Source organism: Pseudomonas sp. DE0010 (assembly GCF_007680745.1).
Classification (GTDB): domain Bacteria; phylum Pseudomonadota; class Gammaproteobacteria; order Pseudomonadales; family Pseudomonadaceae; genus Aquipseudomonas; species Aquipseudomonas parafulva_B.
In genome coordinates this window covers 1-25,792 of sequence record NZ_VEJQ01000033.1, presented here as the reverse complement: position 1 = coordinate 25,792, position 25,792 = coordinate 1, and the positions used below count along the sequence as shown (strand labels likewise).

Annotated in this window: 21 protein-coding genes and 1 pseudogene; 17 read left to right on the top strand and 5 right to left on the bottom strand. The window is 62.6% G+C overall.

Features of this window, described 5'->3' with window-relative positions:
• Positions 1–23 precede the first annotated feature (23 nt).
• From FS767_RS20075 to FS767_RS20020, 12 genes are all read left to right on the top strand, one after another.
• Positions 24–1,400, top strand: a complete 1,377-nt coding sequence (locus FS767_RS20075) for an oligosaccharide flippase family protein (protein WP_144967715.1) — start codon at positions 24–26, stop codon at positions 1,398–1,400.
• A gap of 40 nt (positions 1,401–1,440) precedes the next feature.
• Complete coding sequence (locus tag FS767_RS20070) at positions 1,441–1,653, top strand: twin-arginine translocation signal domain-containing protein (protein ID WP_100852627.1); 213 nt, start codon at positions 1,441–1,443, stop codon at positions 1,651–1,653.
• Complete coding sequence (locus FS767_RS20065; RefSeq protein WP_144967713.1) at positions 1,650–3,116, top strand: FAD-dependent oxidoreductase; 1,467 nt, start codon at positions 1,650–1,652, stop codon at positions 3,114–3,116. The genes FS767_RS20070 and FS767_RS20065 overlap by 4 nt, the downstream gene beginning before the upstream one ends.
• Positions 3,117–3,220: 104 nt before the next feature.
• Positions 3,221–3,838, top strand: coding sequence for an acyltransferase (locus FS767_RS20060; RefSeq protein ID WP_027916342.1), 618 nt, complete (start codon positions 3,221–3,223; stop codon positions 3,836–3,838).
• Entirely contained in the window at positions 3,831–4,784 is a 954-nt protein-coding gene (locus FS767_RS20055; protein WP_144967711.1) for a glycosyltransferase family 2 protein, read from the top strand. Before FS767_RS20060 ends, FS767_RS20055 begins: the two co-directional genes overlap by 8 nt.
• 6 nt (positions 4,785–4,790) lie before the next feature.
• The gene (locus FS767_RS20050) at positions 4,791–5,315 is read left to right on the top strand and encodes a serine O-acetyltransferase (protein WP_058639225.1); all 525 of its coding nucleotides are present in this window, start codon (positions 4,791–4,793) and stop codon (positions 5,313–5,315) included.
• Positions 5,312–6,298: a glycosyltransferase family 2 protein gene (locus tag FS767_RS20045; RefSeq protein ID WP_256674293.1), complete on the top strand. Its 987-nt coding sequence runs from the start codon at positions 5,312–5,314 to the stop codon at positions 6,296–6,298. The genes FS767_RS20050 and FS767_RS20045 overlap by 4 nt, the downstream gene beginning before the upstream one ends.
• A 9-nt stretch (positions 6,299–6,307) precedes the next feature.
• Positions 6,308–7,312 carry a DUF535 family protein gene (locus FS767_RS20040; protein WP_144967709.1) on the top strand — a complete coding sequence of 335 codons (1,005 nt, stop codon included), beginning with the start codon at positions 6,308–6,310 and terminating at the stop codon, positions 7,310–7,312.
• A gap of 49 nt (positions 7,313–7,361) precedes the next feature.
• Complete coding sequence (locus FS767_RS20035) at positions 7,362–8,564, top strand: glycosyltransferase (RefSeq protein WP_144967707.1); 1,203 nt, start codon at positions 7,362–7,364, stop codon at positions 8,562–8,564.
• Positions 8,561–9,748 carry a glycosyltransferase family 2 protein gene (locus FS767_RS20030; RefSeq protein ID WP_144967705.1) on the top strand — a complete coding sequence of 396 codons (1,188 nt, stop codon included), beginning with the start codon at positions 8,561–8,563 and terminating at the stop codon, positions 9,746–9,748. The genes FS767_RS20035 and FS767_RS20030 overlap by 4 nt, the downstream gene beginning before the upstream one ends.
• Complete coding sequence (locus tag FS767_RS20025; protein ID WP_144967703.1) at positions 9,748–10,506, top strand: WecB/TagA/CpsF family glycosyltransferase; 759 nt, start codon at positions 9,748–9,750, stop codon at positions 10,504–10,506. The genes FS767_RS20030 and FS767_RS20025 overlap by 1 nt, the downstream gene beginning before the upstream one ends.
• 174 nt (positions 10,507–10,680) lie before the next feature.
• Positions 10,681–12,102 carry an undecaprenyl-phosphate glucose phosphotransferase gene (locus FS767_RS20020; RefSeq protein WP_058604629.1) on the top strand — a complete coding sequence of 474 codons (1,422 nt, stop codon included), beginning with the start codon at positions 10,681–10,683 and terminating at the stop codon, positions 12,100–12,102.
• 32 nt (positions 12,103–12,134) lie between these two features.
• On the opposite strand, the gene FS767_RS20015 is transcribed toward FS767_RS20020, so the two are convergent.
• Positions 12,135–13,088 (bottom strand): LysR substrate-binding domain-containing protein, encoded by a 954-nt coding sequence (locus tag FS767_RS20015; protein ID WP_144967701.1) that lies wholly within the window; start codon positions 13,086–13,088, stop codon positions 12,135–12,137.
• 146 nt (positions 13,089–13,234) lie between these two features.
• Here FS767_RS20015 and FS767_RS20010 point away from each other — a divergent pair, with 146 nt between their 5' ends.
• The gene (locus FS767_RS20010; RefSeq protein ID WP_144967699.1) at positions 13,235–14,611 is read left to right on the top strand and encodes an L-serine ammonia-lyase; all 1,377 of its coding nucleotides are present in this window, start codon (positions 13,235–13,237) and stop codon (positions 14,609–14,611) included.
• 12 nt (positions 14,612–14,623) lie between these two features.
• On the opposite strand, the gene FS767_RS20005 is transcribed toward FS767_RS20010, so the two are convergent.
• The 4 genes from FS767_RS20005 to FS767_RS19990 all read right to left on the bottom strand — a co-directional run bounded on the left by FS767_RS20005 (position 14,624) and on the right by FS767_RS19990 (position 20,487).
• Positions 14,624–16,543, bottom strand: a complete 1,920-nt coding sequence (locus FS767_RS20005) for an acyltransferase family protein (RefSeq protein ID WP_144967697.1) — start codon at positions 16,541–16,543, stop codon at positions 14,624–14,626.
• Between the two features lie 120 nt (positions 16,544–16,663).
• Positions 16,664–17,959: an FAD-binding oxidoreductase gene (locus tag FS767_RS20000; RefSeq protein WP_144967695.1), complete on the bottom strand. Its 1,296-nt coding sequence runs from the start codon at positions 17,957–17,959 to the stop codon at positions 16,664–16,666.
• A 13-nt stretch (positions 17,960–17,972) separates the two neighbouring features.
• Positions 17,973–19,061, bottom strand: coding sequence for a polyamine ABC transporter substrate-binding protein (locus tag FS767_RS19995; protein WP_144967693.1), 1,089 nt, complete (start codon positions 19,059–19,061; stop codon positions 17,973–17,975).
• A gap of 67 nt (positions 19,062–19,128) precedes the next feature.
• On the bottom strand, positions 19,129–20,487 hold the full coding sequence (locus tag FS767_RS19990) for a glutamine synthetase family protein (protein WP_144967691.1): 1,359 nt from the start codon (positions 20,485–20,487) through the stop codon (positions 19,129–19,131).
• Between the two features lie 161 nt (positions 20,488–20,648).
• Here FS767_RS19990 and FS767_RS19985 point away from each other — a divergent pair, with 161 nt between their 5' ends.
• The 4 genes and pseudogenes from FS767_RS19985 to FS767_RS19970 all read left to right on the top strand — a co-directional run.
• The gene (locus tag FS767_RS19985; RefSeq protein WP_144967689.1) at positions 20,649–21,548 is read left to right on the top strand and encodes a helix-turn-helix domain-containing protein; all 900 of its coding nucleotides are present in this window, start codon (positions 20,649–20,651) and stop codon (positions 21,546–21,548) included.
• 101 nt (positions 21,549–21,649) lie between these two features.
• Positions 21,650–23,560: an AAA family ATPase gene (locus FS767_RS19980; protein ID WP_144967687.1), complete on the top strand. Its 1,911-nt coding sequence runs from the start codon at positions 21,650–21,652 to the stop codon at positions 23,558–23,560.
• A 436-nt stretch (positions 23,561–23,996) separates the two neighbouring features.
• Entirely contained in the window at positions 23,997–24,410 is a 414-nt protein-coding gene (gene arfB / locus FS767_RS19975; RefSeq protein ID WP_058604619.1) for an alternative ribosome rescue aminoacyl-tRNA hydrolase ArfB, read from the top strand.
• Between the two features lie 592 nt (positions 24,411–25,002).
• Positions 25,003–25,718: pseudogene (locus FS767_RS19970) on the top strand (transposase); the annotation flags it as partial.
• Between the last annotated feature and the right edge of the window lie 74 nt (positions 25,719–25,792).

The following is a 25,792-nucleotide window of genomic DNA, read 5'->3' as shown; positions in this document are numbered from 1 at the left end:
CCATTCAGTCAGAGATTGAACCCATGCCGTCGATTGAGGTGTCAGCCACCGCGAGCCTGCGCTCGCGAGCCTTGCGGGCGGGTTCATGGAACCTGGTCTCGCAAGTGGCTTCCCAACTGATGCGCCTGGGCGGCAACCTGATCATGGCGCGTATCCTGGTCCCCGAGATGTTCGGGGTCATGGTCATCGCCACCACGGTTTCGGTACTGCTTCACTTGCTCTCCGATGTGGGCCTGCGCCAGAACATCATCCAGAGCCACCGGGGTGACGACCCGGTTTTCCTCAACACGGCCTGGACCGTGCAGATCATTCGCGGCTTCATCCTGTTCGCCTTGACCTTGCTGCTGGCCCTGGGCGCGTGGCTGGCGCAGGTAGCTGAGCTATGGCCTGCGGACGCGACGTATGCGGCCCCCGTGTTGCCGGCGGTACTGGCCATCACCGGCCTGTCTGCCGTGATCTGGGGTTTTCAGTCCACCAAGATAGACGTGGCAGTGCGAACCTTCCAACAAAAGCGCGTGGTGCTGGTCGACCTGGCGTCCCAAGTCGCGGGCCTGCTGGTAATGCTTGTGGTGGGCTACCTGACCCATTCCATCTGGGCGCTGGTCAGCGCTGGCCTGGTGTCTGCCCTGGCCTGGACGGTACTGGGCCACACTGCGCTGGAGGGCCCTGGCAACCGCTTGCACTGGGACCGCGCCGCCCTGAACGAGCTGATCGTGTTCGGGCGTTGGATCCTGCTGTCTTCGATGGTCGGGGTGCTGGCCATGTACGGTGACCGTATCTGGTTCGGTGCCAGCATGACGGCGGCGCAGCTGGGGGTGTACTCCATCGCCGTGTTGATCCTCGGTGCAGTGCAGATGGCCATCATGAAGGTGGTCGGCGCCGTGGCGCTGCCAGCGTTCAGCGAGGCGGCGCGTGCTGACGATCGCGAACGTCTGGTGGCCCTGTATCACCGTTTCCGGCTGTTGGTGGACCTGCTGGTGCTGTTCACCTGCGGGGGGTTTCTGACCGCCAGCCCGCTGCTGATTGGCTGGATGTACGACGAGCGGTACCGTGAAGCAGGGCCGATGCTCGCAATTCTCTCGCTGTCCTTCCTCACATTGCGCTATACATTGGCCCATCAGGTCTGGATCGCCTTGGGACTGACCAAGTACCAGGCCATGGACAACATCATCCGCCTGGTGTCGTTGTGGGGGTTGCTGCCGGTACTGCTGTATTTCGGTGGGGTGGACTGGGCGATCTGGGGCGTTGCCCTGCACACGCTGCCGACCCTGGTGTTAATCGTTTACGTGAACAGCAAACTGGGTATGTTCAGCCTCAAGCGCGAGCTTGCAGTGCTGCCGGCCCTTGTGGCCGGGGCGCTGTGCGGGGCTGGGCTGACCGCTTTGTTCGAGTGGATCTGAGCACTACCTGTCGGAATTTTGTGAGGATGGCCAGGTGATCATGGGCAAGCAGAGCGTGTGTGCGTCACAGGTAGGTCGCAGAGGGTTTCTCAAGGGGTGCGCGGTGGTAGGGGCGACAGGCGCCGTGCTGGGTCCGATGACGGCGGTCGCCGGCCAAACGCTGCCACGGCACACCGCTGACACCAGCGAGGCGTTCGTGGTCATTAATGGCTGGGTATTGCCGTCCCAGTATTTCAAGAGCCCGTCGGCATGATCACCGATTTTCAGGAACACAAGACGCTGCGCGACAGCTACGACGTGTGCATCATCGGCGCCGGCCCGGCCGGCATCACGCTTGGGTTGCGCCTGGCGGCGGCTGGCTGGAGCGTGCTGCTGGCAGAGGGGGGTGGGCATGACTATGCACCTCGCTCCCAGGAGCTGTACGCCTGCACCTCCAGTGGGCTGCAACTGTATGCCGAACAGACCCGGCTGCGTTACCTGGGCGGTACTTCAAACCATTGGGCAGGCCGCTGCCGACCCTTTACCCCGTCCGATTTTTCCATCGCACCGCCAGGCGACCTGCCAGGCTGGCCCATTGCCTACGCCGAAATCGCGCGCTACCTGCCCGCCGCCATGGACATCGTCGATCTGCCCGCCGGTGCGGACTTTCACGCCATCAACACGGGCCTGGACGGCGACGAGTTCGAACCGGACCGCTTCCTGCTCAGTACCCCAACCCGATTTGCCCAAAAGTACGCCATCGCCCTGGAACAAACCCCAGGACTGGACGTATTCATCAATTGCAACTGCGTAGACCTGGAATTCGACCCCGCCTCTGGCCGGCTGGCAGCGGTGCTGCTGTCGGACTACGCCGGCAACCGCCAGCGTCAGGTCGCGCGGCATTTCATCCTCGCCGCAGGCGCCATCGAGAACGCGCGGCAACTGCTCAACAGCACCTCCCTGGCAGCGGCCGGGGTGATCAGCAAGGACGGCTTGGTGGGCCGGTGTTTCATGGAGCACCTGAACATCGACATGGGCACGTTCATCCTCAAGTCGGGGCTCGATCCCGATCCGCGCGAGTACTACACCACCGACGCCTTCATCGAGCATTTCAAGATCGGCAAGGGCAATGTGCGCGCGGCCCTGCTGGCCGATGTGCAAACCTACGGCCGTACCGCCGAGGTCAAGTACTTTTTGGAAACCTTGGCCTGTGACATGGGCGTGGCCAGCAAGGTGGCCTTCGTCGCCAGCTTCAGCTGCCCAGGCGATGGCATCATCAGCACCATGATCGAACAGTTCCCAAGCCTGCACAGCCGGATCTCCTTGCTCGACGAGAAGGATGCGCTGGGCGTGGCCAAGGTCAACGTCAACTGGGTACTCGACGAGCAGGACCGGCACACGATCAAGTGCATCGGCACCGAGCTTGCAACCCAGTGGGCCAAGCAGAACCTGGGGTTCGTCAAACTCAACGACTTCGTCTACGACACCTCGGTACCGCTCAGGCTGTCGCCGCACGCCCACCACATGGGCACCACGCGCATGGCCGCCGACGCCCGTCATGGCGTGGTGGACCGCGACTGCAAGGTGTTCGGCACCGACAACCTGTATGCAGCCGGCAGCAGCATCTTTGCCACCGGCGGTGCCTCCAACCCGACCATGCCACTGTTGCAATTCGCCGTGCGCCTGGCCGAGCACCTCGATGCCCGCATGAGCGCCCAGAGGAGCGCCGCGGCGTGATCCACCAGCTTTAGGAAAAGGGGTGCGGCGGTCAGCACACACAAGAATGAGACCGGCGGCGCCCAGGGATAACTCAGGTTGCATCGATTGCGAGGCCAGGCAGCATGATGGGATGGATACGCAGAGCCGTAATGCAGTATGCCCACCGCACGGGGCGGGCACGCGGTTTGTACAAGAAGATGTGCAACCCTGCGGGGCTGGAATGGGGCACCTACCTGGCCCGCTGGGGCGGTTTTCACTCGGTGGGCACCAACGTCTACATCAACCAGGGTTGCAACGTGACCGATCCATCGCTGGTGCGCATCGGCAACAGCGTGGGCCTGTCCGATTGCACCCTCATCGGCCATGACGGCGTCGTGCTGCTGATCGAGCACCGATTCGGCAAGCACCTGGACTCGGTCGGCTTCATCGACATCAAGGACAACTGTTTCATCGGTCACGGCGCAATCGTCATGCCGCGCGTGACCATCGGCCCGGACTCCGTCGTGGCCGCCGGGGCCGTGGTGACCAAGGACGTGCCGCCTGGCACCGTCTACGGGGGTAACCCCGCGGCCTTCATCTGCACCACCGATGCGCTGATCAAACGGGTGGAAGCTCGCTGCGAAGCCTATCCCTGGATCGACATCGTCAAGCAGCGCAAGGGCGCCTTCGACCCGCAGGTGGAGCCCATGCTGATGGCCCAGCGGCGCCAGTACTTCTTCGGGGACAGCGACAATGGCTAAGCCGGTGGATGTGATGGTGGTCAATTTCAACACGGCCGGTTTGCTGCAGCCCATGTTCGATGCCTTGCGCAGCGCCGGCAGCGAGCATCTGGCGCGCTACCTGGTGGTGGACAACGCCTCGGCCGACGACTCACTTGCACGCCTGACCCAGGTCTGCCCTCAGGCAGTGGTGCTCAGCAACCCGAAGAACGTAGGGTTTGGTCGTGCCAACAACCAGTTGCTAGCGCACCTGCAAGGCCAGTACGCCCTGCTGCTCAACACTGACGCTTTCATGGCCCAGGACGCGCTGCACAAAACGCTGGACTACATGCACGCGCATCCAGAATGTGGCGTGCTCGGTGTTCGGCTCGAAGGTCGCGATGGCAGCCTGCAACCGAGCTGCCGGTATTTTCCGACGCCGCTCAACGTGTTTCTCGCCCGCACCGGGCTCGAACGCTTCGTCCCCGGCGTACAGCGCGTCGACGACATGAACTGGGACCATGGCTCGGTGCGCGAATGCGATTGGCTGCCTGGATGTTTCTACCTGGTGCGCCGCGAAGTCCTTGACCAGGTGGGGCTGTTCGACCCCCGTTTCTTTCTGTATTACGAAGAGGTCGACCACTGCAAGCGTGTCAAGGCCGCGGGCTGGAAAGTGGTGTTCTACCCGCACACCACGGTGGTGCATATCGGCGGCGAGAGCTCCAAGTCGGTGGCCCAGCTCGAAGCCGCGAGCCGGCAGATATCCGCTTACCAGATCGAAAGCGAGCTGCTGTACTTTCGCAAGCACCACGGCCGCGCGGGCCTTGCCCTGCATATGGGGCTGGTGAGCCTGGGTGACGTGATACTGGCGCTCAAGGCGATGATCAAGCGGCGCGGGCGGGAGGCCTTGAAGGCCTGCTGGCTCCACAGCCGCACCACGTGGGCATTGCTGTTCAAAACCCGCTACGCCACCCAGCCGACAAGGTAGCGCGCCATGTTCGAGAATATTCGTGCCGATCTGCGGGCCCACGGTGGCGACTGGGGAGCCCAGGGGTTCTGGGTGATGTTGGTCTACCGGTTCGGCCGCTGGCGCTATGGCGTAAAGCCTGCGCCACTGCGCAAGCTCTGTTCGCTGGTCTACAAGGTGTTGTTCAAGCTGGTACAGATCCTGACCGGGGTCGAACTGCCTTGCGAGGCGCTGGTGGGCCGCAATTTCGTCATCGATCACTTCGGCGGCATCATCGTCAGCGGCTACGCCCGGTTCGGTGACGACTGTCGCATTCGCAACGGCGTGGTGGTAGGGCTCAAGCAGGTTGATCGGCCTGTGGCGCCCGTGTTCGGCAACAATGTGGACATTGGTACCGGCGCCAAGATTCTGGGCGATATACGCATTGGCAACAATGTGGTGATTGGCGCTAATGCCGTCGTGCTGGTCGATGTGCCGGACAACAGCATTGCCGTGGGCGTGCCGGCGGTGGTCAAGCCCAGACGCAGCCCTGCGACGCAGGTGATGCCGTGAGCGCACACCTGGAGAGCATTGGCGTCGTGGTGATTGGTCGCAACGAAGGCCAGCGCCTGGCGCGCTGCCTGCGCGCGCTGGTGAGCCGTGTCGATACGGTGGTGTACGTGGATTCCGGCTCCACCGATGGCTCGGTTCAGCTCGCGCATCAGTTGGGTGTACACGTCCTGGCCCTGGACTTGAGTATCCCATTCACTGCCGCCCGCGCGCGCAATGAAGGCTTCGCCAGGCTGCACCAGTTGCAGCCCGGTCTGGACATGGTGCAGTTCGTTGATGGCGACTGCGAGATCGACGCCCAGTGGCTGCCCACCGCCCACGCCTTCTTGCAAAAGCACGCAGAGGTTGCGGTCGTTTGCGGGCGGAGGCGTGAGCGCTTTGCCCAGCACAGCGTCTACAACCAGTTGTGCGACCTGGAGTGGGACACCCCGGTCGGCCAAACCGAGGCCTGTGGCGGTGACGCATTGATGCGTGCCCAGGCATTCGCCAGCGTAGGCGGCTTCCGGGCGGGGCTGATTGCCGGCGAGGAGCCGGAGCTGTGTGTACGTTTGCGAGCCGCGGGCTGGAAAATATGGCGCCTGGACGCCGAAATGACCCTGCACGATGCAGCCATGACGCGCTTCGGCCAATGGTGGCGACGCAGCATGCGCGCCGGCTACGCCTATGCCGAAGGCGCCTGGTTGCATGGTGCTGCACCCGAGCGGCACTGGGTGCGTGAGTCCCGCCGTGCCTGGGTCTGGGGGCTGGGGATCCCGCTGCTGACACTGGCGGCATGCCTGATGTTCGGGGTAGGGGGGCTGGCGCTCTTGTTGCTGTACCCACTGCAAGTCCTACGGCTAGCCAGGCGCGGCGGCCTGGTGCCCCGGCAACGCAGGTTGCAGGCCTTGTTTCTGGTACTGGGCAAGTTCCCAGAGGCAGTGGGGCAACTGAAATTCTGGCGCCAGCGGCTGTTGCCCGGCAAATCAGCGCTGATCGAGTACAAGTGAGATGACCCCATGATGCTTGTCCGCCTCGTGAGCAGCCTATCGACGTTGCAACCCGGTTTCACCCCGCGGGCCGTGAAGAGCAAGTGCGCGCTGGCCGTGCTGATGGTGAGCCATCGCCACGCGCTCGAGCATTTCATGGGGCGCATGAGGACTGCACTGGGCCCCCAATGGCGGCAGCGCGTAGGGGACGACGCGCTGGGCATGGTGCAATGGCCCTACATCAGCAGCGGCTGGAACGTGGCCCAACGGCTCGATGCCGTGGCCTCGCATTTCGAAGTGGTGACAGCTAAAGCGCCGGTGCTGCTGGTCACAGGCCGCGATGAGCGCCGCGTGTTGTGCGATTTGGGGGACCATTCACCGGCCTGCAGCCTGGTACTGGACCGGCCGATCTGGTTCAAGCGCGAAGGCGAGTTGGTCCTGAACCTGTTTCAGGGCGACCTGCGGGTCGCGTCACTGGCCTTCACCCTGTGGAATGACGAGAGCAGGTTGACGCTTTTCATCGGCGCGGTGCAAGGCATCCACAAAGGCATCGACAGTGAAACGTCCCTGGCCATCTACCGCGACCTTACCAAGCATTTCGAAGGCCTGCGCCCGCGCAGCCTGGTGCTCGAAGCGCTCAAGTGCCTGGCGCGCTCGCTCTCGGTCGATCGCATACTGGCCGTCAGCGACGGCTGCAGGCACCACCGTCATCCCTATTTTGGCACCGATACCGGCCGTGAACTGGCGGCCGACTACGATGCTATCTGGCAGGAGCACGGCGGCCAGCCGGCACCCTGCAACGGTTTTTTCGAGCTACCCCTGGTGGCTGCACAGCGCGCCGAATCGGACATTCCCGCCAAGAAACGGGCCATGTACCGCCGCCGGCAGGCTTTGCTCGACGGTGTTTTCACGCGCCTGCACAAGGCTTTGGCAGGCGCTGCCGGCAACCATGAACTACAAGAACTACAAGGGGATGCATGCGCTGGGCATGCATCGGCAGTGGACGCTCCGCCCCTGACAGAAGGCCGTACATAAGGCTTGTCGGGCGTGGTGTGTCATCAAGCGGGTTTGGATCTGGATTCGTATGCGTATTGCTTACTTCGTCAATCAGTACCCGAAGGTGAGTCACAGTTTCATACGGCGCGAAATCCTGGCGATTGAACGCCTGGGCATTACGGTTCAGCGCATCGCCCTGCGCGGATGGGACGCCCAGTTGCAGGACCCTGAGGATGTCTGCGAGAAAGCCAAAACGGTGTATGTGCTGCAGCATGGGCTGTCGGGTTTGCTCAAACCGCTCTGGCGCGTGCTGCGGGCACAACCACGGCGTTTCTGGCAAACCCTTAGCCTGGCCTTGCGCATGGGATACAGAGCGGACCGCGCCTGGCCGTATCACCTGGTATACCTGGCCGAAGCCTGCCAGGTACTGCTCTGGCTGCAACAAAGCGGGGCTTCCCACGTTCATGCCCACTTTGGCACCAACTCCGCTGAAGTCGTCATGCTCGTCCACGCACTGGGTGGGCCGCCGTTCAGTTTCACCGTCCACGGACCGGAGGAGTTCGACAAGCCGCAGTTCCTGCACCTGGGCGAGAAGGTCGACCGTGCAGCGTTCGTAGCGGCTGTCAGTGCCTACGGACGCAGCCAGCTGTATCGCTGGGTGGCGCACGCCAACTGGCCGAAGGTCAAGGTGGTGCATTGCGGTCTGGAACGCGCGTTTCATGAGGTGCCCAGCGTGGCGATACCACAGGCCCCGAGACTGGTTTGCGTGGGCCGCCTGTGCGAGCAGAAAGGCCAGTTGCTGCTGCTGGAGGCCGCGTCCCGGCTGGCGGCGCGTTCCATAGCCTTCGAGCTGGTGCTGGCCGGTGATGGCGAGATGCGCGGCGAGATAGAGCGGTTGATCGCCCATCATGGCTTGCAGCAACAGGTGCGCATCACCGGCTGGATCGGCAGTGAGCAGGTGCGCGAGCACATGCTTGCGGCGCGTGCCCTGGTGCTGCCCAGCTTTGCCGAAGGGTTGCCTGTGGTCTTGATGGAGGCCATGGCGCTGCGTCGTCCTGTGCTGAGCACCTATGTGGCAGGTATCCCCGAACTGGTGCGCCCTGGCGAGAATGGCTGGCTGGTGCCAGCGGGGGACGTCGAACAATTGACCGAAGCCATGGCTGACTGCCTCCAGCAGCCGGTCGAGGCGCTGCAGCAGATGGGCGAAGCCGGCCATGCGCGGGTCTTGGAGCGGCATGATGTGGACACTGAGGCGGCCCGGCTGGCCGAGTATTTCAAGGCAACGGCATGATCACTGTATTGACGTTCTTATTGTGGGGGCTGGCGTTCCTTGTTTCGGTTCCGGTGCTGGTGCTGCTGGGGCAGGTGTTGCTGGCCTACCTTCCCGCTCGTGCGCAACCCGTCGCTGCCCGGGCGCGCCCGCAGGTTGCCGTGCTGGTCCCGGCCCATGACGAGGCCAGCATCATCGCCGCCACGCTCGCGAGCCTGGTGCCGCAACTGCAAGCCGGTGACCGCCTGCTGGTCGTGGCCGACAACTGCAGCGACGACACAGCGCGGCGGGCCGAGGAGGGCGGCGCTGAAGTGGTCGTGCGTCAGGATGCCCTGCGCCGGGGTAAAGGCTATGCGCTGGACTTCGGCATGCATCACCTGGCCGCCAACCCGCCCCAGGTGGTGATCATCGTCGATGCCGATTGCCGTGCTGAGCAAGGGGCGCTCGAACAATTGGCCCTTCGCTGCGCGCAGAGCGGCCGGCCGGTGCAGGCGCTGTATCTCATGAAGGCGCCGGCAGGTGCTGGTCTCAAGGTGCAGGTGGCCGAGTTCGCCTGGCGGGTCAAGAACCTGGTCCGGCCCCGTGGCTGGGCACGGGTGGGCTTGCCCTGCCAGCTCATGGGCTCGGGCATGGCGTTCCCGTGGCAGGACTTGGCCGCCGTGGACTTGGCCAACGGGCATCTGGTCGAAGACGTGAAATTGGGCCTGGACCTCTGCCAGCGGGGCACACCGCCGTTGTTCTGCCCGCAGGCGGTGGTCACCAGTCAGTTCCCGACCAGTGAGCAAGGCCTTAACAGCCAGCGCACGCGTTGGGAGCACGGGCACCTGGGGCTGATGCTGGCCGATGCGCCCCGTCGCGCCTGGGCTGCCTTCAGCCAGCGCAACGTGGCCTTGGCCGGTTTGACCCTGGACGTGCTGGTGCCTCCGCTGGCCCTGCTGGTGCTGATGTTGTTGGGGCTCAACGCCCTTACCTGGGTGGCCTACGCCGTGACAGGCGTGGCGACACCTGCCTGGATGGCCCTGAGTGCATTGCTGCTACTGGCGCTTGCCGTGCTGCTGGCCTGGGCCCGATTCTGCCGCGACGTGATCCCGTTCTCGGTGCTGCTGTATGCGCCGTTCTACGCCTTGCGCAAGGTGCCGGTGTACGTGGGCTTCCTGATCAAGCGCCAGGTGGAGTGGGTGCGCTCCCGCCGGGAGGACGATTGATGGCCGCAAAGCAGTGGCCAGCGCGGTGGCGCGCGGTGATCGACCAGCTGCAGGTGGTCGAGGATAGCGAGGCTGCTGAGCGCCTGCTGCACGCCTTGGCTGCCCCTGTAGCCCCGACCGTGCTGGGCTTCGTCAATGCCCATGCCATGAACCTGGTCGTTCGCGATGAGGCCTATGGCGAAGCGCTGCTGGGCGCCGATGTGCTGCTGCGCGATGGCTCGGGCATGGCGATGCTGTACCGTCAGCTGGGGTTGGCGCCAGGGTTGAACATGAACGGGACGGATTTCATTCCTCGGCTGGTGCACGCCTACGCAGGGCGCCGCGTGGCGTTCTGGGGCACCCGCCAGCCTTATCTGGGGCAGGCTGTGCAGTGCTGCGTTGCCACCTATGGCGTCACGCCGGTTTCGGTGCATGACGGCTTCGCCGGCGTGTCGACCTACCTGCACCTGGCGACCGAGCATCGGCCGGATCTGATCCTGCTAGGCATGGGCATGCCCAAGCAGGAGGCCGTGGCGGCTGCGCTCAAAGGCACGGGCCTTGTGTGCACGATCGTCTGCGGCGGCGCCGTGCTGGACTTCATGGGCGGCAAGGTCCGTCGCGCACCGGCCTGGGTCAGGCGCCTGGGTGCAGAGTGGTTGTACCGCTTGCTGTGCGAGCCCCGGCGGCTGTTCATGCGCTACGTGGTGGGCAACCCGCTGTTCCTGTTACGCGCCCGGCGGTTCGCCCGGACAGGGCGAGCGCTGCATCCTGGCGGCTGACGACATGGCGCGGTCGCCCGAAGGCACCGCGCAGCCAAGGACGGGCTGCTACAGTGATATCACCGCTACAGACACCCGCGCGCGCCTGCTGCTGTACCGGCTTCGCCAACGCTGTCCTTCAGTATCAAGGGGCGATTACAGGCCCTGGCCATGTACCCATCGATGAGGTCTGAAATGGTGTTCGAACCCCGAAGCAGCCGGTCTTTGCTTCAGCGCAGAAGCAGCGTCAGCAACGCCGTGCAAGCCGGTCTGGATGGCGTGGCGGTGACCGGCATTGCCTGGTACCTGATCTACGACCAGTTCGGCTACATCACGTCCGACTACGTCATCATGTTGCTGTTGCTGATCGGGGCGCTGGCGGTCATCTACGATCACTACGCCATCTATCGCACCAACGTCGGGCTGTCGATCAAGGCGTTCCGGCTGTTCAAGGCGTGGTCGGCGACGTTCTGCTTTCTGGTGGTCATGGCCTTTCTGACCAAGCAGAGCGAAACCTATTCACGGCTGTTGGTGGTGGAATTGTTCGTCATCGGCTACATCGCCCAGCTGTTCCTGCATTTTGCCGTGCGTGAACTGCAAAAACGCTTTACCGCCCACGCCCGCCTGGAGAACGCCCTGATCATCGGCGACGGTGACCTGGCTAATTTCCTCTATCAGAAAATCAGCAGCAACCCCTGGTTCGGGGAACGGGTGGTAGGCTGCGTGTTGACCGCAGAAGCCGCGCCGCACGGCGACGACGTCGAGCACGGCAAGCAGCGCCTGCCGGTGCTGGGGCATATCAGCGATTTGGACGGCATCGTTGCCCAGCATGGCATCCGCACGGTCTACCTGGTGACGCCACTGGGAGGCTCGCAAGTCATCAGCGACGTCTATTTCAAACTGCTCGACAAGTGCATCGCAGTGAACTGGGTGCCCGACATTTTCTCCCTGCGCCTGATCAACCACAGCGTGCGCGAAATCGCCGGTATTCCTGTCCTGACCCTGTCTGAAACCCCGTTGACCGGCATGAGCCTGTTCCTGAAGAACCTCGAGGATCGCGTCCTGGCGGCACTGATTCTGCTGTGCGCATCGCCGGTGTTGCTGGCCGTGGCCCTGGCGATCAAGCTCGACAGCCCAGGCCCGGTGTTCTTCCGCCAGGAACGCACGGGCTGGACCGGGGAATCGTTTCGGATCTGGAAATTTCGCAGCATGCATGTTCACCAGCCCGAAGCCGGGCAGATCAAGCAGGCACAGAAAAACGACCCGCGCCTGACCCGGGTCGGCGCCTTCATCCGGCGCACCAGCCTCGATGAGCTGCCGCAGTTGTTCAATGTGCTGACGGGCGAGATGTCACTGGTTGGCCCCAGGCCCCATGCATTGCAGCATGACACCTTGTACTCCCAGGACATCGTCGACTATTTCGCACGCCACAATATCAAGCCTGGCATGACCGGCCTTGCGCAGGTGCGGGGTTTCAGGGGTGAGACCAAGGACATCGAGCAGATGATCCAGCGTGTGGATTCCGACATCGAGTACATCAACAATTGGTCCCTGTGGTTGGATTTCGTGATCTTGGTGCGCACCCTCAACGCCTTTACCGGCAAGCAGGCGTATTAGCGACCCATCCCATAAATGCCCGGTGCTTCGCGCTAGAGATCTTGCGGTGCGCCAGACAGGGGATGCAATTCGCGAAACGCCTGCGCTTCTGCCACCAGCCAGTCGTGTACCGCACGCGCCCCTGGCTGGTTCAACCCGCCAGGCGGGTAGTGCACCACGTAGCGTTTGTGGTTGGGGATGGCGACCCCGAATGGCACGATCAGCGCGCCACGCTCCAGTTCGTCATTGAGCAGGGTACGCCGGGCAATGGCCACGCCAAGGCCCGCAATGGCCGCCTCGATGGTCAGGTGGTTGCGGTTGAAGGTGTGGCCACGCCGTACGGCTTGCGCCGGCGCACCGATGCCTTCCAGGTAGAACTCCCATTCGGCATATTCCGAGCTGCCTCGCCAGGCCGTGATGTCGTGCAGCAACGGGTAGTGCACCAAGTCCGCTGGCCCGTGCAGCGGGGGACGCCCACGCAGCAGGGCCGGGGAGCAGACCGGGAAGATCTGCTCGGCCAGAAGCGGCGTCGACAGCATACCGGGGTAGCTGCCGTCGTTGAGGTCGATCGCCAGGTCAAAATCCCCAGGCGTCAGGGCCTGTGCGCTGTCCTCGGCCACCAGCCGCAGCTCGATGTCGGGGTAGCGTTGCTGGAAACGTGACAGCCGCGGGGTCAGCCACTTGGCCAGGAACGAGGGGATCGAGCGCACCCGTACGGTGCCGCGTATTTCACCTGCATCCAGGCGCACCAGTTCCGCCTCGATGCTGCCATAGGCGTCTGCCACCGTCTGAGCCAGGCGCTGGCCTTCGGCGCTCAGTTCCACGCCACGGGCGCGGCGCAGGAACAGCCGATAACCCAGGCGTTCCTCCAGTTGGCGCATCTGCTGGCTTACGGCCCCGGGGGTGATATGCAGCTCTTCGGCACAGCGAGTGAACGACAGGTGACGGGCGGCACAGGCGAACACGTGCAGCCAGACAAAGGATTGCCCTGTCAGTTGACGTCTCATGGTTTAGTCCTGCTAAAGGCTGGCTTAGGAAGTTTCGTTGGTCATTTGTAGCACAGGCGCGCAGTATCTCGCGAAACGGGCCTGTGCGCCCAAGGTTTACAAGTGTTGGGTGTTTTGGCAGCAGCAACCGCCCGTCAGGTATTAGCATGGCTATCAGTGTTTTCGACCTTTTCAAAATCGGTATCGGCCCCTCCAGTTCGCATACGGTGGGCCCCATGCGCGCCGCCGCCACGTTTGCCCAAGCGCTGCGCGAGCAAGGCTTGCTCAACAGCACCCAGCGTGTCGAAGTACGCCTGTATGGTTCGCTGTCGGCCACTGGCGTGGGCCATGCGACCGATCGAGCCTGCCTGCTGGGCCTGATGGGACAATGGCCAGACCGCATCGACCCTGCCACCATCGATGCGCGCATCGGCCAGGTGCTGCAGGAGCATTGCCTGATGCTCGACGGCAGCCATCCTGTGGCGTTCGACTACGCCCGCGACCTACTGCTGCTCGATGAAAACCTGCCCTATCACCCCAACGCCATGCGCCTGGAGGCGTTCGACCAGCATGCCAGCCTGCTGCTCCAGACCTACTATTCGGTAGGCGGCGGGTTCATTGTCGAGGAGGCCGAGCTTACAGCGCCGGTGGGCCTGTCGCCAACCGTCACGCTGCCTTACGAGTTCGACAGCGCAGCCGAGTTGCTGGCGCTGTGTAGCCAGCATGGCCTGAGCGTTGCGCAGTTGATGATGGCAAACGAATGCGCGTGGCGGCCCCAGGTGCAGGTGCGCGACGGGCTGTTGCGCATCTGGGCGGCGATGCGCGAGTGCGTCGACAATGGGCTGCGCAACGAGGGCGTATTGCCGGGCGGCTTGCAGGTCAAGCGCCGGGCGGCCAAGCTGCATCGCAGCTTGCAGGAGCTGGGCAAGCCCAATGTCATCGGCTCTACCTTGAGCGCCATGGAGTGGGTCAACCTGTTCGCCTTGGCCGTCAATGAAGAGAATGCCGCCGGTGGGCGCATGGTCACCGCACCCACCAATGGCGCGGCCGGCATCATCCCGGCCGTGTTGCACTACTTCATGAAATTCAACCCCGGCGCCTGCGATGACGACGTGGTGGATTTCCTCCTGGCGGCTGCGGCCGTGGGCATCCTGTGCAAGAAGAATGCTTCGATTTCCGGCGCCGAGGTTGGCTGCCAGGGCGAGGTGGGTTCAGCGTGCTCGATGGCAGCCGCAGGCCTGGCGCAGCTGCTGGGCGCTACGCCCCCGCAGCTGGAAAATGCCGCTGAAATTGCGCTGGAGCACAACCTGGGCCTGACCTGTGACCCGGTCGGCGGCCTTGTTCAGGTGCCCTGCATCGAGCGCAATGCCATCGCCGCGGTCAAGGCGATCAACGCCGTGCAAATGGCGCTGCGCGGTGACGGGGAACACTTCATTTCCCTGGACCGCGTCATCCGCACCATGCGCGACACCGGTGCGGACATGCACGCCAACTACAAGGAAACTTCTCGCGGCGGCCTGGCCGTTGCGTTCGTGGAGTGTTGAGCACCCTGCGCTTCAGCGCAGGGCAGTCGAACCCGGGCTGCTGTGCATGGCCTGTTTGAACAAGCCCTTGAGTTGTTCGTTGCCCGCGTCAATCAAGTGGTTGTCATCGAAATACAGCGGCCTGCCGTCCTTGGAACCCATGCACTTGCCGTTCGGGCACAAGTAGGGCACCGGGTCGACGATACCTGCGTGGCAGCGTTCGGCCGCCGTCTCGATGGCTTGCAGGGCCAGGCGGTTGCGGGCCTGGTAATCGCTCACAGGCGTGACGATGTCGCTGTTCATGCCCAGAAGCCGGTGCTGCAGGGTCAGGCCCTTGTAGACACTGAAGGGCATTTCCGGCACCGGCTTGACGATGTACACCGGGCGATTGCGTGCCAGCATGCACACCGTTTGGGTGTAGGTCTGGATGAACTGCCGTTCGAATTGCGGGCCGCTTTGGTGCTTGTCGCCGTTGAAGTAGACGCTATAGCCACTGTGCCGGCGCTGGTCGGTATACAGCGCTGCGCGGCTGAACAGGAACAAGGGTACGCCAGGGTAGTCCGTGGCCAGTTGGGCGAACTTGTCGGCGTTGAAGGCTTTGCAGTGCTGCTCGACGTCCTTGTCGCCCATTTCGAAGTCGATCAGGGTAGGGCAGCCGGCCCGTGCCCAGCCCATCGCCGCGCCGGGGTTTTCCAGCATCAAGGCCGCAGCGGTGGATTGGGCATGGCTGTCGCCCAGCAGAAGGGCCGAGATATCGCCGGTGCCCAATACGCACTGTGCGGCCCCGTACGGGTTGGTGTCGCAGTGCTGTGCGTACAGCTTGCTGTCGTACTCCGGCTTGCCGTCATCGTGGGCCCAGCGCAGTTGCGGGTTGTGCTTGATTGCCGAGGCCACGGCCCCTGCCGCCGCCACCCACACCAGGCCCATGCCTGCGTAACGGGCAAGGCCCAGTACCGGGCGCTTGAGGGCGCGTGTCCTGCTTTCGATCAACCCATAGGACGCCGCGCCCAGCGCAACCGACAACAGCACCGCACAGGTCACCGCGCGCCAGTCTTGCAGCAGCCCGCAGGTATAGAGCAACACCACCAATGGCCAATGCCAGAGGTAGATCGAATAAGACGTCTTGCCCAGAAATGCCAGCGCGCGGTTGCGTGCGAACAGGCTGTTGGCATTGGCGTGGATCACCAGCAGGGTGCCGATCACCGGTATCAGGGCCAGGTAACCCGGCCAGGTAGCGTCGTGGGGCAGCAGTGCCAGGGCGCCTGCAATCAGTGCAAGGCCCAGGCCCTCGCACAGTGCCGCCGCCCTGGGCGAAAGCGCGAGCGGATACAGGAACACCAGCCCACCGGCCAGCATTTCCCACGCCCGGGTGGGCAGCAGGAAGAACGATGCGACCGGATGGCCTGGGCTGTAGAGCGCCGAGAACACCAGCGAGCCGGCACCAAGCGCCAGCACGAGCCGTTTGAAGGTAGGCGGTGCGCACACCTTGTGCAGGCCCATCAGGATCACGGGATAGATCAGGTAGAACTGCCACTCCACCGACAGCGACCAGGTGTGAAGCAGCCAGTTTTCCTGAAGCGGTGCATCGAAATAACTGCCGTCACGGGCGAAGTAATGGTTGGACGTGAACAGCAGGCTTTCCTTGCTGGTGCGCAGCAACTCCCGGTAGTCGTCCGTCGCCAGGAAGAAATACCCGAACACGGCCAGGGCGATGCACAACCCCAGCAGGGCCGGAATGATTCGCTTGGCCCTGGCCGCGTAGAAGCCGATCAGCGAGAACTGCTGCTTGTTCAGGCCGCTCACGATGATCCGGGTCATCAGGTAGCCCGAAATCACGAAGAACACATCCACGCCGAGAAACCCGGCCGAGAACCCCGGGATCTTGAAGTGGTACAGCACAACCGAGATGACGGCCAACGCCCGCAGGGCGTTGATGTTCTTGTGAAACAGCATGGGGGGGGTCCTGATCTGGCCTGGGCCGGGTGGCCCGCTTCCTTTTGGCATGATCGACGCGACCATGCATTTCAAGGGGCGCAGACTACCACATGGCCCATGGCCTGTACCTGAACGTCTTCACCCCAGGGCCTCGCGCAGCCGGTACCACAACATGCCAAGGGCCAGCAGGGGCGAGCGCAGCGCCCTGCCGCCGGGGAACGTGAGGTGGGGCACGGCGCTGAACACATCCAGCCCTTTGCTTTGCCCCAGCGCGATGCTCTGGGCAAGCAGCCTGGCCGTCCAGTGTGTGACGTTCAGCCCATGGCCCGAATAACCTTGGGCATAGTAGACGTTGGGGTGATCACGCAGTTGCCCGACCTGTGGGAAGCGGTTGGCCGTGATGCCGATCAGGCCGCCCCATTGATAGTCGATGCGCACTTCGCCCAACTGCGGGAACACCCGCTGCACCTTGGGCCGCATGTACGCGGCGATATCGCGGGGATCGCGCCCGGAGTAGTGGCAGGCACCGCCGAACAGCAAGCGCCGGTCGGCGGTCAGGCGATAGTAGTCCAGCCCCACTTTCTGATCACACAAGGCCATGTCTTGGGGAATGAGCGACATTGCGACCGTTTCCTCCAGTGGCTCGGTCACGACCACGTAGCTGCCCGCTGGCAGCACCTTGCCGCTGAGCCTGGGCTCCAGGCCCTCAAGGTGGGCATTGCAACCCAGTACCAGGCTGGCAGCGCGCACCTTGCCGTGCGCGGTATGCACCGTTACGGTGGAGCCATGGTCGATGCGCATGACCGGGCTCTTTTCAAAGATCTGCACCCCCAGCGACTGCGCCGCTCGGGCTTCGCCCTGCACCAGATCCAATGGGTGCAGATGTCCTGAGCCCATGTCCACCATGCCGCCTGCATAACGGTCGCTGCCAACCACTTCGCGCAGGCGCTCTGCCGGCACCCGGTAGGTGTGAGGCTGGTATCCCAAGGCCGCCAGCTCCTGCTGCTCGGCGGCAAAGGCAGCGAACTGGGCGGGAGTATTGGCCAGCTCGCAGAAGCCCCAGCGCAGGTCGCATTCAATGCCGTAGCGGGCGATGCGCTCAGCCACCAGGGTCACCGAGTCGATGCCTGCCTGTTTCAGATACCTCACGCCGTCCTCGCCCACGTATCGAGCGAAGCCGTTGACATCATGGCCGATGCCACGGATCAGCTGGCCGCCATTGCGCCCGCTGGCACCCCAGCCCACGCGCCGGCTTTCGAGCACCACCACCGAGAGGCCGCGCTCGGCGAGTTCCAGTGCGGTGTTGACCCCTGTCAGGCCACCGCCGACGACGCACACATCAGCATCGACTTCGCCGTCGAGGTACGGATAGCGGGTTGTGTCACGGGCAGTGGCCGCATAGTAGGACGCGGCATGTTCGGCAGATAAAGGCATGGGTAAGGCTCACTCAGCGATTGGACTTGATCTTGGTCCAGGCGCGCGTCATCAGGCGCATGATCTTCGGGCTTTGTGTCGTGGAGATGTACAGCTTGTCCAGCACCTGCTGGGGTGGGTAGACCTCGGGGTTGTTCACCAACGCCGGCTCCATGAATGCCTTGGCATCGGGGTTGGCATTGGCATAACCGACCGTCGCGCTGACCTTGGCGATCACCTGTGGGTCGAGCAGGTAGTTGATGAAAGCCAGGGCCTGCTCGGGGTTGTTGGCATCCTTGGGGATGGCCAGCAGGTCGAACCACAGGTTGCTGCCCTCCTTGGGGATGCTGTAGGCGATCTTCACACCATTGTTGGCCTCTGCCGCGCGATTGGCAGCTTGGAACACATCGCCCGAATAGCCAAAGGCGATGCAGATGTTGCCGTTGGCCAGGTCCGAGACGTACTTGGAGGAGTGGAAGTAGGTGATATAGGGCCGCAGGGCCAGCAGGCGCGCCTCGGCCTTGGGATAATCCGCTGCGTTCTCGCTGCGCGGGTCCATGCCCAGGTAGTTGAGCATGGCCGGGAACAGCTCATCGGGCGAGTCCATGAAGGCCACGCCGCACTGCTTGAGTTTCTTGAGGTTTTCGGGCTCGAACAGCACCGCCCAGGAGTCCACCCGATCGACGCCCAAGGCTGCCTTGACCTTGTCCACGTTGTAGCCGATGCCGTTGGTCCCCCATAGGTAGGGCACTGCATAGCGGTTACCGGGATCGTTCTGCTCCAGCAGTTTGAGCAGCTTGGGGTCCAGATGCTGCCAGTTGGTCAGCTTGCTGCGATCGAGCGGCAGGAAGGCACCCGCCTGAGCCTGGCGTGCCAGGAAATGGTTGGACGGCACTACCACGTCATAGCCGGTGCGACCTGCCAGCAGCTTGCCTTCGAGGGTCTCATTGGAGTCGAACACGTCGTACACCACCTTGATACCGGTGCTGGCCTGAAAGTCCGCCAGCGTCGTGTCACCGATATAGTCGGTCCAGTTGTACACGCTGACCGTCGGCGCTGCCTGGCTGGTGGCCGCGAACAAGAGGGTGAATGCAGAAGGGATCAGGGCTTTCAGGTAATGCATGAGGACACCTCGTTGGCATTGTTGTGGGTGTGCGGTGCTGAGGGGCCGCGCTGCGGCCCTTGCAGGATCAGACGCTCAGCATCAGGAACTCGCGCTCCCATGAGCTGATGACGCGCTTGTAGTTCTCATGCTCGGCGCGCTTGACCGCCACGTAGCCCTGCACGAATGACTTGCCCAGGTACTGTTGCACGGTCTGGCAGTCTTCCATGTGCTGCAGCGCATCCTCGATGGTGATCGGCAAGCGCAAGTTGCGCCGTTCGTAAGCCCGGCCCTGGACCGGCGCGCTGGGGTCGATCTGCTCGACCATGCCCAGATAGCCGCACAGCAGACTGGCAGCGATGGCCAGGTAAGGGTTGGCGTCTGCGCCCGGCAAGCGGTTTTCCACGCGCATCGACTCGGGCGTGGACGTGGGAACGCGCAGGCCTGCGGTGCGGTTCTCTTCGCCCCACTCGACGTTGACCGGGGCGGAGGTGTCCGGCAGGAACCGGCGGAACGAGTTGACGTTGGGGGCGAACATGGGCAGCAACTTGGGTATGTACCGTTGCAGACCGCCGATGTGGTGCAGGAACAACTGGCTCATGCTCCCGTCATCGTTGGCGAACACCGGCTTGCCCGTGGCTACGTCGAGCACGCTTTGGTGCAGGTGCATGGCACTGCCGGGTTCATCGGTGATGGGCTTGGCCATGAACGTGGCCGCCACGTTGTGCTTGAGGGCCGCTTCGCGCATGGTGCGCTTGAACACCGTGATCTGGTCGGCCAGGTCAAGCGCGTCACCGTGGCGGAAATTGATCTCCATCTGCGCCGGGCCGTCTTCATGAATCAGGGTGTCCAGGTCCAGCCCCTGCAGTTCGCACCAGTCGTAGACGTCCTCGAACAAAGGGTCGAACTCGTTGGCCGCGTCGATGGAGAACGACTGGCGCCCACTCTCGGCACGCCCGGAGCGGCCCAGCGGCACCTGCAATGGCAGGTCGGGGTCTTCGCAGCGCTGGGTGAGGTAGAACTCCATCTCAGGGGCCACGATGGGTTGCCAGCCTTTATCGGCATACAGTTGCAGCACTTTCTTAAGAACGTTTCTAGGTGACAGCTCGATCGGGTTGCCCTGTTTGTCGAAGGTGTCATGGATCACGATGGCGGTCGGCTCGATGGCCCAGGGGATTTGGTACACCGCGCTGGGGTCAGGCCGGCAGATCATGTCGATGTCGGCCGCATCGAGCAGGCTGTAGTAGATGTCATCGTCGACATAGTCGCCGGTGACGGTCTGCAACAGTACGCTCTCGGGCAGGCGCATGCCCCGTTCGTGCAGGAACTTGGCGGTAGGGGCGATCTTGCCGCGGGCGATGCCGGTCAAGTCGCTGATGACGCATTCGACCTCGGTGATGCGGTGCTCTTTCAGCCAGGCGGACAGCTGATCGAAGGGGGCGTTCATACGGACCTCTTGAGGTTATCGGTGAGTGCGCGGCATCACAGGTGAACAGGCATTGGCTTCCCAGTCGACGCGCTGGCGACTATCTTGGTCGCAGTCCCGGCTACGATCTATCCACTTTCTACGCTGTCGAATGCACCATAAGAGTGCACAAAGGATGTCGCGTGAATACCGCAGATGCCTTGCAGGTCCAGGCTTACCACACTCACGATGTTACCGAGCAGACCCGCGTCACACCTGGCTGGCAGCAGCACTACCGGCAAATGTCGCCGGGTCATTTCAGCGGCGAGCTTCGCTGTCTGGGACTGGACGGGCTGCAGGTGTACGAAGAGCGGCTCAACACCCGTGTGGAACAATTCTTTCGACCGCCTCCGGGCTCGCTGACCTTCTGCTTCGACCGAAGCGAGAACAACCTGTACCTGCTCAATGAGCATACCGGCAACATCTGGATCACCCCTGAGCACTACCAGGAAGTGGCCGTGGTGTTCGAGCAGGCCTTCCTGCTCAGCCATGGGCTGGACCTCGAACGCCTTGATGGCCTGTTCATGGTGCCGCTGGGCAGCGGGCAAACGGCGCTGTTTGGCAGTTGGCTCAGCGCCACGCTGACCCACTTGGGGCAGTCACAGGGTTGTGTACAGGGGCAAGCCCTGGCCGAGCAACTGCTGCAGGATTGCCTGTTCATTCTGGATAACGCCTGCCAGCGCCTGCAGGGCGTGGCACTGGGGCAGCGGGGGGAGGCAAGGGCCATCATGCGCCGTGTCAGTGACTGGGCCGCCGATTGCCCCGAACAGACCCTGAACCTGGTCGAGCTGGCCAGCGTTGCAGGCGTTTCGCTGCGTCAATTGCAACAGGCATTCAAGGCCTTCACAGGGATGACCCCTGCGCACTGGTTGCGGCTAAGACGCCTGAATGGCGCCCGGCGGGATCTGCTCGATGGGGCCAGCGGCACGGTGGCCGAAATAGCGATGCGGTGGTCATTCTGGCATTTAGGAAGGTTTTCAAACAGTTACAGGCATTTGTTCAAGGAACTTCTCAGCGACACGCTGCGGCGCGCCAAGGGTTGAGCAGCCCCCGCATTGCGGCATGACGATCCAAGGGTTCTTGGTGCCTGCATCAGGGCGATAAAGTTGCTATCGTGCCGCCCTGATAAACACCTGAGGTGCCGATGTTCTACCTGCCTTTGCCCAGTGACCAGGCCGACAACCTCGCCGCCGGCACCTGTGCCGATCCACTTGCTTCTGCCAGTGTGCTGCACGCGGCTGCCGTGCTGTTTGTCCAGCGCCTGGCCAGTCAACGGGCGCCGCTCACGGCCGACGCCCAGGAGCGGCGCTTCGCCGAGGTGCTGCGCATTGCCCAGCAGGTCGAGCAGGCAGCGCCCGGGCGTTTTCAGGCGCAGGTGCAGCAGCAATTCGACCGCGAAGTGTTCGCCATGGGCCTGGGCATGCTGGGCGAAAATGGCGTTGCGCTGTTGTCGCCTGAGGTTGCTCATTCGCCGGACGAGTTGCTGGACGATCAGGGGCAGTGGAACTACCAGTTCGCCGACCTGTACCGTCAGCGCGTCACGCCCCTGCATGCCGTACACCTGCCGTCGCTGGCCAGCGATCTTAGACTCAGTGATCAGCAAAACCGTCTGTTGCGTGAGTTTCTCAGCGGGGTGGACGAATCGGTGGCTGTGCAGGGTTTTGCAGGCACCGGCAAGACCTTTCTGATTCATCAGTTCGCCAGGTTGCTCGATCCGCAGCGCACCTTGCTGCTGGCCCTGACCGAAGGGCAACTGCGCGCGCTGCAGGCGCGGGTAAAGGATGCCAAGGCCTACACGGCCATGACATTCGGGCAGCTGGCCGATGAGCTCTTGAACCGCGACCTGACCCGCACCGGCTGGCGATTGCGTGACCCGTACCGCACCCGGCAGTCCTGGCGACCGCAGGAGGCGCAGATCGTGCGCTGGCTCGGCTTGCCCGACGTAGGGCCGCTGGCCGCCGTCGACGTGGTGGGCGTGTGCGTACGCGCGGTACGCGCCTTTTGCCACAGTGGCGACGCGCAGATTGGCTTGCACCATTTGCCGTCGTCCGTACCGGGTATCACGCCGCTGGACCAGCACGTGCTGCTGGAAAAGGCGCGCCTTTACTGGCAGGCGCTGATCCGCCCCCCGGCCAGGGACGTTCAGTTGCCGCTGCGCGATTATCACCGGGTCAAATTGCTTGCCCTGACCGGCTACCTGATCGATGCGCGATATACCCATGTCATCGTGGACGAAGCCCACGAATTGTCAGCGCCCATGCTCGAAGTGCTCGACCGCAGCCCGCAATCGGTGATTGCGCTGGGTGACGAGCTGCAGAACCTCAATGGCCTGAGCGCCCATCATGGTGGGTTCATTCGTCAACGCTACATCGACCATTCGTTGCGGGTCGGGCCGGCCATGGACAATGTGCTCAACCCGTTGATTCAGGCGCATCCGGCTGCCATCCAGGCTGCGTTCAGCGGCAGTGCTGAGCATTACACGCGCGTCAGTTTCTTCGACGGCGTGACCGTGCCCGAGCAGCCAACGGCCTTGATCGTCGAGGACGAGTGGGGCCTGTTCGGTTGGTTCCAGCGCCTGACGCACCTTGGCGTTGCGTTCGTGATGCTGCACGGGGCACGCAAGGACTTCGAGCTGTTTGTCGAAGACTGCATCGAGCTGTACCGCCACGGCACCCGGCCGCGGCACCCGATGCTGTTCCGGTACGCCAGCTGGCAGGCACTGGCCGAGCACAAAGGGGACGACAAGGCGTTCATCGCCGTGGCTTCGATGCTGGGCAAGGGGTATACCTCGCAGCATTTTGCCAAGGCCAAGAGCCGCTACCGCTGGGACAAGGCGCCCAAGCTATTCCTGGGACGGGTCCGGGATGTGAGGAACATGGAGTTCGCGCGGGTGATGGTGTCGCCTGAGCTGATGGTGCCGCAACAGGTGACAGGCAACCGCAACGAGCGCGCCCGGCTGCTGGCGGGGCTGTACACGGCCTGTTCCAGGGCTCGACACGAGCTGATCGTGCCGGGTGGGATGCTCGACTGGGTGAAGGATCAGGGGCGGGGGTGATAGCAGGTGGAGCAGGGGATCAGTGCTGCTAGGGAGGTGAAGGTGTGTAGGGGTTCAGACCTACTGGCAAACGCGGTAGAGGCGTGCGGTGATTTCAGGCGATGGCATCGATTTGTCAGCGCCACTGAATGTTCCTGGCAGACCCCACCGGACCTGGCGGCGCTGGAAGCTTGGCAAACCCTCTGGTTTGAAATGGAAATCCTCAATGGGCTGGCGCTGGTTTCCGATCTTGCCCGGCTACTTGAGCAGCTTGATCCAAGCAAGGGATATTCTCGTGGCGCTCAAACAGACTGAGCGCTGGAAGGGCAGGTGGCACGAGCCCTGGCGGCAGATCCCGACTGACCTTTCACAAGGGCCAGCCATCGAATAATCAAGTACCGTTATTCAGGCGCGCGGCCATTGCTGTGATAATGCGGTCAATCATAAGGGCCCCTTCATGCTGACCATCTCCAATTCCGTACAACTGCCGGACGCTGAAGTCGAACTGACCTACGTGCGCGCCCAAGGCGCAGGCGGGCAGAATGTCAACAAGGTGTCGAGTGCCGTGCACTTGCGATTCGACATTCCCGCTTCTTCATTGCCTGAGTTCTACAAAGGGCGACTGTTGGCATTGCGAGACAGCCGCATCACTGGGGACGGTGTGTTGATCATCAAGGCTCAGCAATACCGTACCCAGGAGCAGAACCGGGCTGACGCGCTGACGCGTCTGACCGAATTGATCGTGAGTGCAGGCAAGGTTGAAAAGAAGCGTCGGCCTACCAAGCCGACACTCGGTTCCAAAACGCGCCGCCTGGAGGGGAAGGCCAGGCGTAGCGGTATCAAGGCGGGCAGAGGGAAGGTGGAGTTCTAGCCGGGATCCATGATGCTCTCCGATGTGCCTTATCTACTGCACCAATCGTGATTTAAGTGGAAAGCCTAAAGCCTCGTATTTCATAGGCCAAATCGATCCCTTCGATAAATTAGTGGAATTATTTATGGTTTTTCCGCTGAATAAACAAAATAAATCGTGATTTTCCACCGATTATTTTCTCCAGATTCGTGATTTTCCACTTATTAATTGAAGCGCCTTTTGAACCAATCTGTGCGTAATTCTCACAAAATTTTCAGCTCGACGAATGGGGTCGAGCGTATCCGGTGACTCAGAAACTGAGTGGCGCCAGATCCCAAGCACTACGACCTCTTCGTCTTGCTTGAAGCCTTTGACCATTCGGGCTGGTTCGACCAAATGCTGACCTCCAAACTGATGCCATTGGATGGGTTATTTGGATCGGCGTGCACCAGGCCTGTCTTTAAAGGCGTATCGCACACTCTTGATACGGCCTTGAGTCGCAATAGGGGGCTGCAAAGTGTTCTGTTACACACCGTGATGAGCGTGTCTATGTAGTGGTCTAACGAAACCGGACACTCATTTAGGCGAGAATGCTCGCCCAAAGAGGTGTCTGATGACCAAGCAACGCCGTACCTTTACCACTGAGTTCAAGCGCGAAGCAGCCTGTCTGGTGCTCGACCAAGGCTACAGTCATGCCGAAGCAGCCCTCTCGCTCGGCTTGGTCGAGTCAGCCCTGCGCCGCTGGGTTAATCAGCTTCAGCAGGAGCGCGGCGGTATCACGCCGGCCAGCAAGGAGTTGACGCCAGAGCAGCAGAAAATCCAAGAGTTGGAGCTCGAATCACGCGCCTTGAACGCGAGAAATCAATACTAAAAAAAGGCTACCGCGCTCTTGAAGTCACTCGCTCAAGTTACTACGCACATCGTCATAAACGGCGAACTCCGGACGTTGAGCGACTGCGATTGCGCAGTCGAGTAAATGAGTTGTTCACTCAAAGGTGAAGTGCGCCTGGCAGCCGCAGCATCGAGGCAATGATGCGAGAAGAAGGTGAGCAAATCGGGCGGTTCAAGGTGCGCAGTCTGATGCGTGAGCCGGCGCTGGTCAGCAAGCAGCCGGGATCACACGCCTACAAAAAGGCCACGGTAGAGCGGCCAGATATTCCGAATATCCTGAACCGAGCGTTTGATGTCGAAGCGCCAAATCAGGTGTGGTGTGGAGACATCACTTACGTTGGGGCGCAGGGCAAATGGCATTATCTGGCAGTTGTCATGGATCTATACGCACGCAGAGTAGTGGGCTGGGCCTTATCAGAGAAGCCGGATGCAGACTTAGGCACTGTACGAAATAAGGCGTCGCAGACACCGCATGCCGCAAGCCAGCGAGACCATCGCTGCATAACTTTTTG

Excerpts from the sequence above, each read along its gene's own strand:
- FS767_RS20075 (WP_144967715.1), top strand. The coding sequence starts at position 24 with ATGCCGTCGATTGAGGTGTCAGCCACCGCGAGCCTGCGCTCGCGAGCC.
- FS767_RS20070 (WP_100852627.1), top strand. The coding sequence starts at position 1,441 with ATGGGCAAGCAGAGCGTGTGTGCGTCACAGGTAGGTCGCAGAGGGTTT.
- FS767_RS20065 (WP_144967713.1), top strand. The coding sequence starts at position 1,650 with ATGATCACCGATTTTCAGGAACACAAGACGCTGCGCGACAGCTACGAC.
- FS767_RS20060 (WP_027916342.1), top strand. The coding sequence starts at position 3,221 with ATGATGGGATGGATACGCAGAGCCGTAATGCAGTATGCCCACCGCACG.
- FS767_RS20055 (WP_144967711.1), top strand. The coding sequence starts at position 3,831 with ATGGCTAAGCCGGTGGATGTGATGGTGGTCAATTTCAACACGGCCGGT.
- FS767_RS20050 (WP_058639225.1), top strand. The coding sequence starts at position 4,791 with ATGTTCGAGAATATTCGTGCCGATCTGCGGGCCCACGGTGGCGACTGG.
- FS767_RS20040 (WP_144967709.1), top strand. The coding sequence starts at position 6,308 with ATGATGCTTGTCCGCCTCGTGAGCAGCCTATCGACGTTGCAACCCGGT.
- FS767_RS20035 (WP_144967707.1), top strand. The coding sequence starts at position 7,362 with ATGCGTATTGCTTACTTCGTCAATCAGTACCCGAAGGTGAGTCACAGT.
- FS767_RS20030 (WP_144967705.1), top strand. The coding sequence starts at position 8,561 with ATGATCACTGTATTGACGTTCTTATTGTGGGGGCTGGCGTTCCTTGTT.
- FS767_RS20025 (WP_144967703.1), top strand. The coding sequence starts at position 9,748 with ATGGCCGCAAAGCAGTGGCCAGCGCGGTGGCGCGCGGTGATCGACCAG.
- FS767_RS20020 (WP_058604629.1), top strand. The coding sequence starts at position 10,681 with ATGGTGTTCGAACCCCGAAGCAGCCGGTCTTTGCTTCAGCGCAGAAGC.
- FS767_RS20015 (WP_144967701.1), bottom strand. The coding sequence starts at position 13,088 with ATGAGACGTCAACTGACAGGGCAATCCTTTGTCTGGCTGCACGTGTTC.
- FS767_RS20010 (WP_144967699.1), top strand. The coding sequence starts at position 13,235 with ATGGCTATCAGTGTTTTCGACCTTTTCAAAATCGGTATCGGCCCCTCC.
- FS767_RS20005 (WP_144967697.1), bottom strand. The coding sequence starts at position 16,543 with ATGCTGTTTCACAAGAACATCAACGCCCTGCGGGCGTTGGCCGTCATC.
- FS767_RS20000 (WP_144967695.1), bottom strand. The coding sequence starts at position 17,959 with ATGCCTTTATCTGCCGAACATGCCGCGTCCTACTATGCGGCCACTGCC.
- FS767_RS19995 (WP_144967693.1), bottom strand. The coding sequence starts at position 19,061 with ATGCATTACCTGAAAGCCCTGATCCCTTCTGCATTCACCCTCTTGTTC.
- FS767_RS19990 (WP_144967691.1), bottom strand. The coding sequence starts at position 20,487 with ATGAACGCCCCCTTCGATCAGCTGTCCGCCTGGCTGAAAGAGCACCGC.
- FS767_RS19980 (WP_144967687.1), top strand. The coding sequence starts at position 21,650 with ATGTTCTACCTGCCTTTGCCCAGTGACCAGGCCGACAACCTCGCCGCC.
- arfB (WP_058604619.1), top strand. The coding sequence starts at position 23,997 with ATGCTGACCATCTCCAATTCCGTACAACTGCCGGACGCTGAAGTCGAA.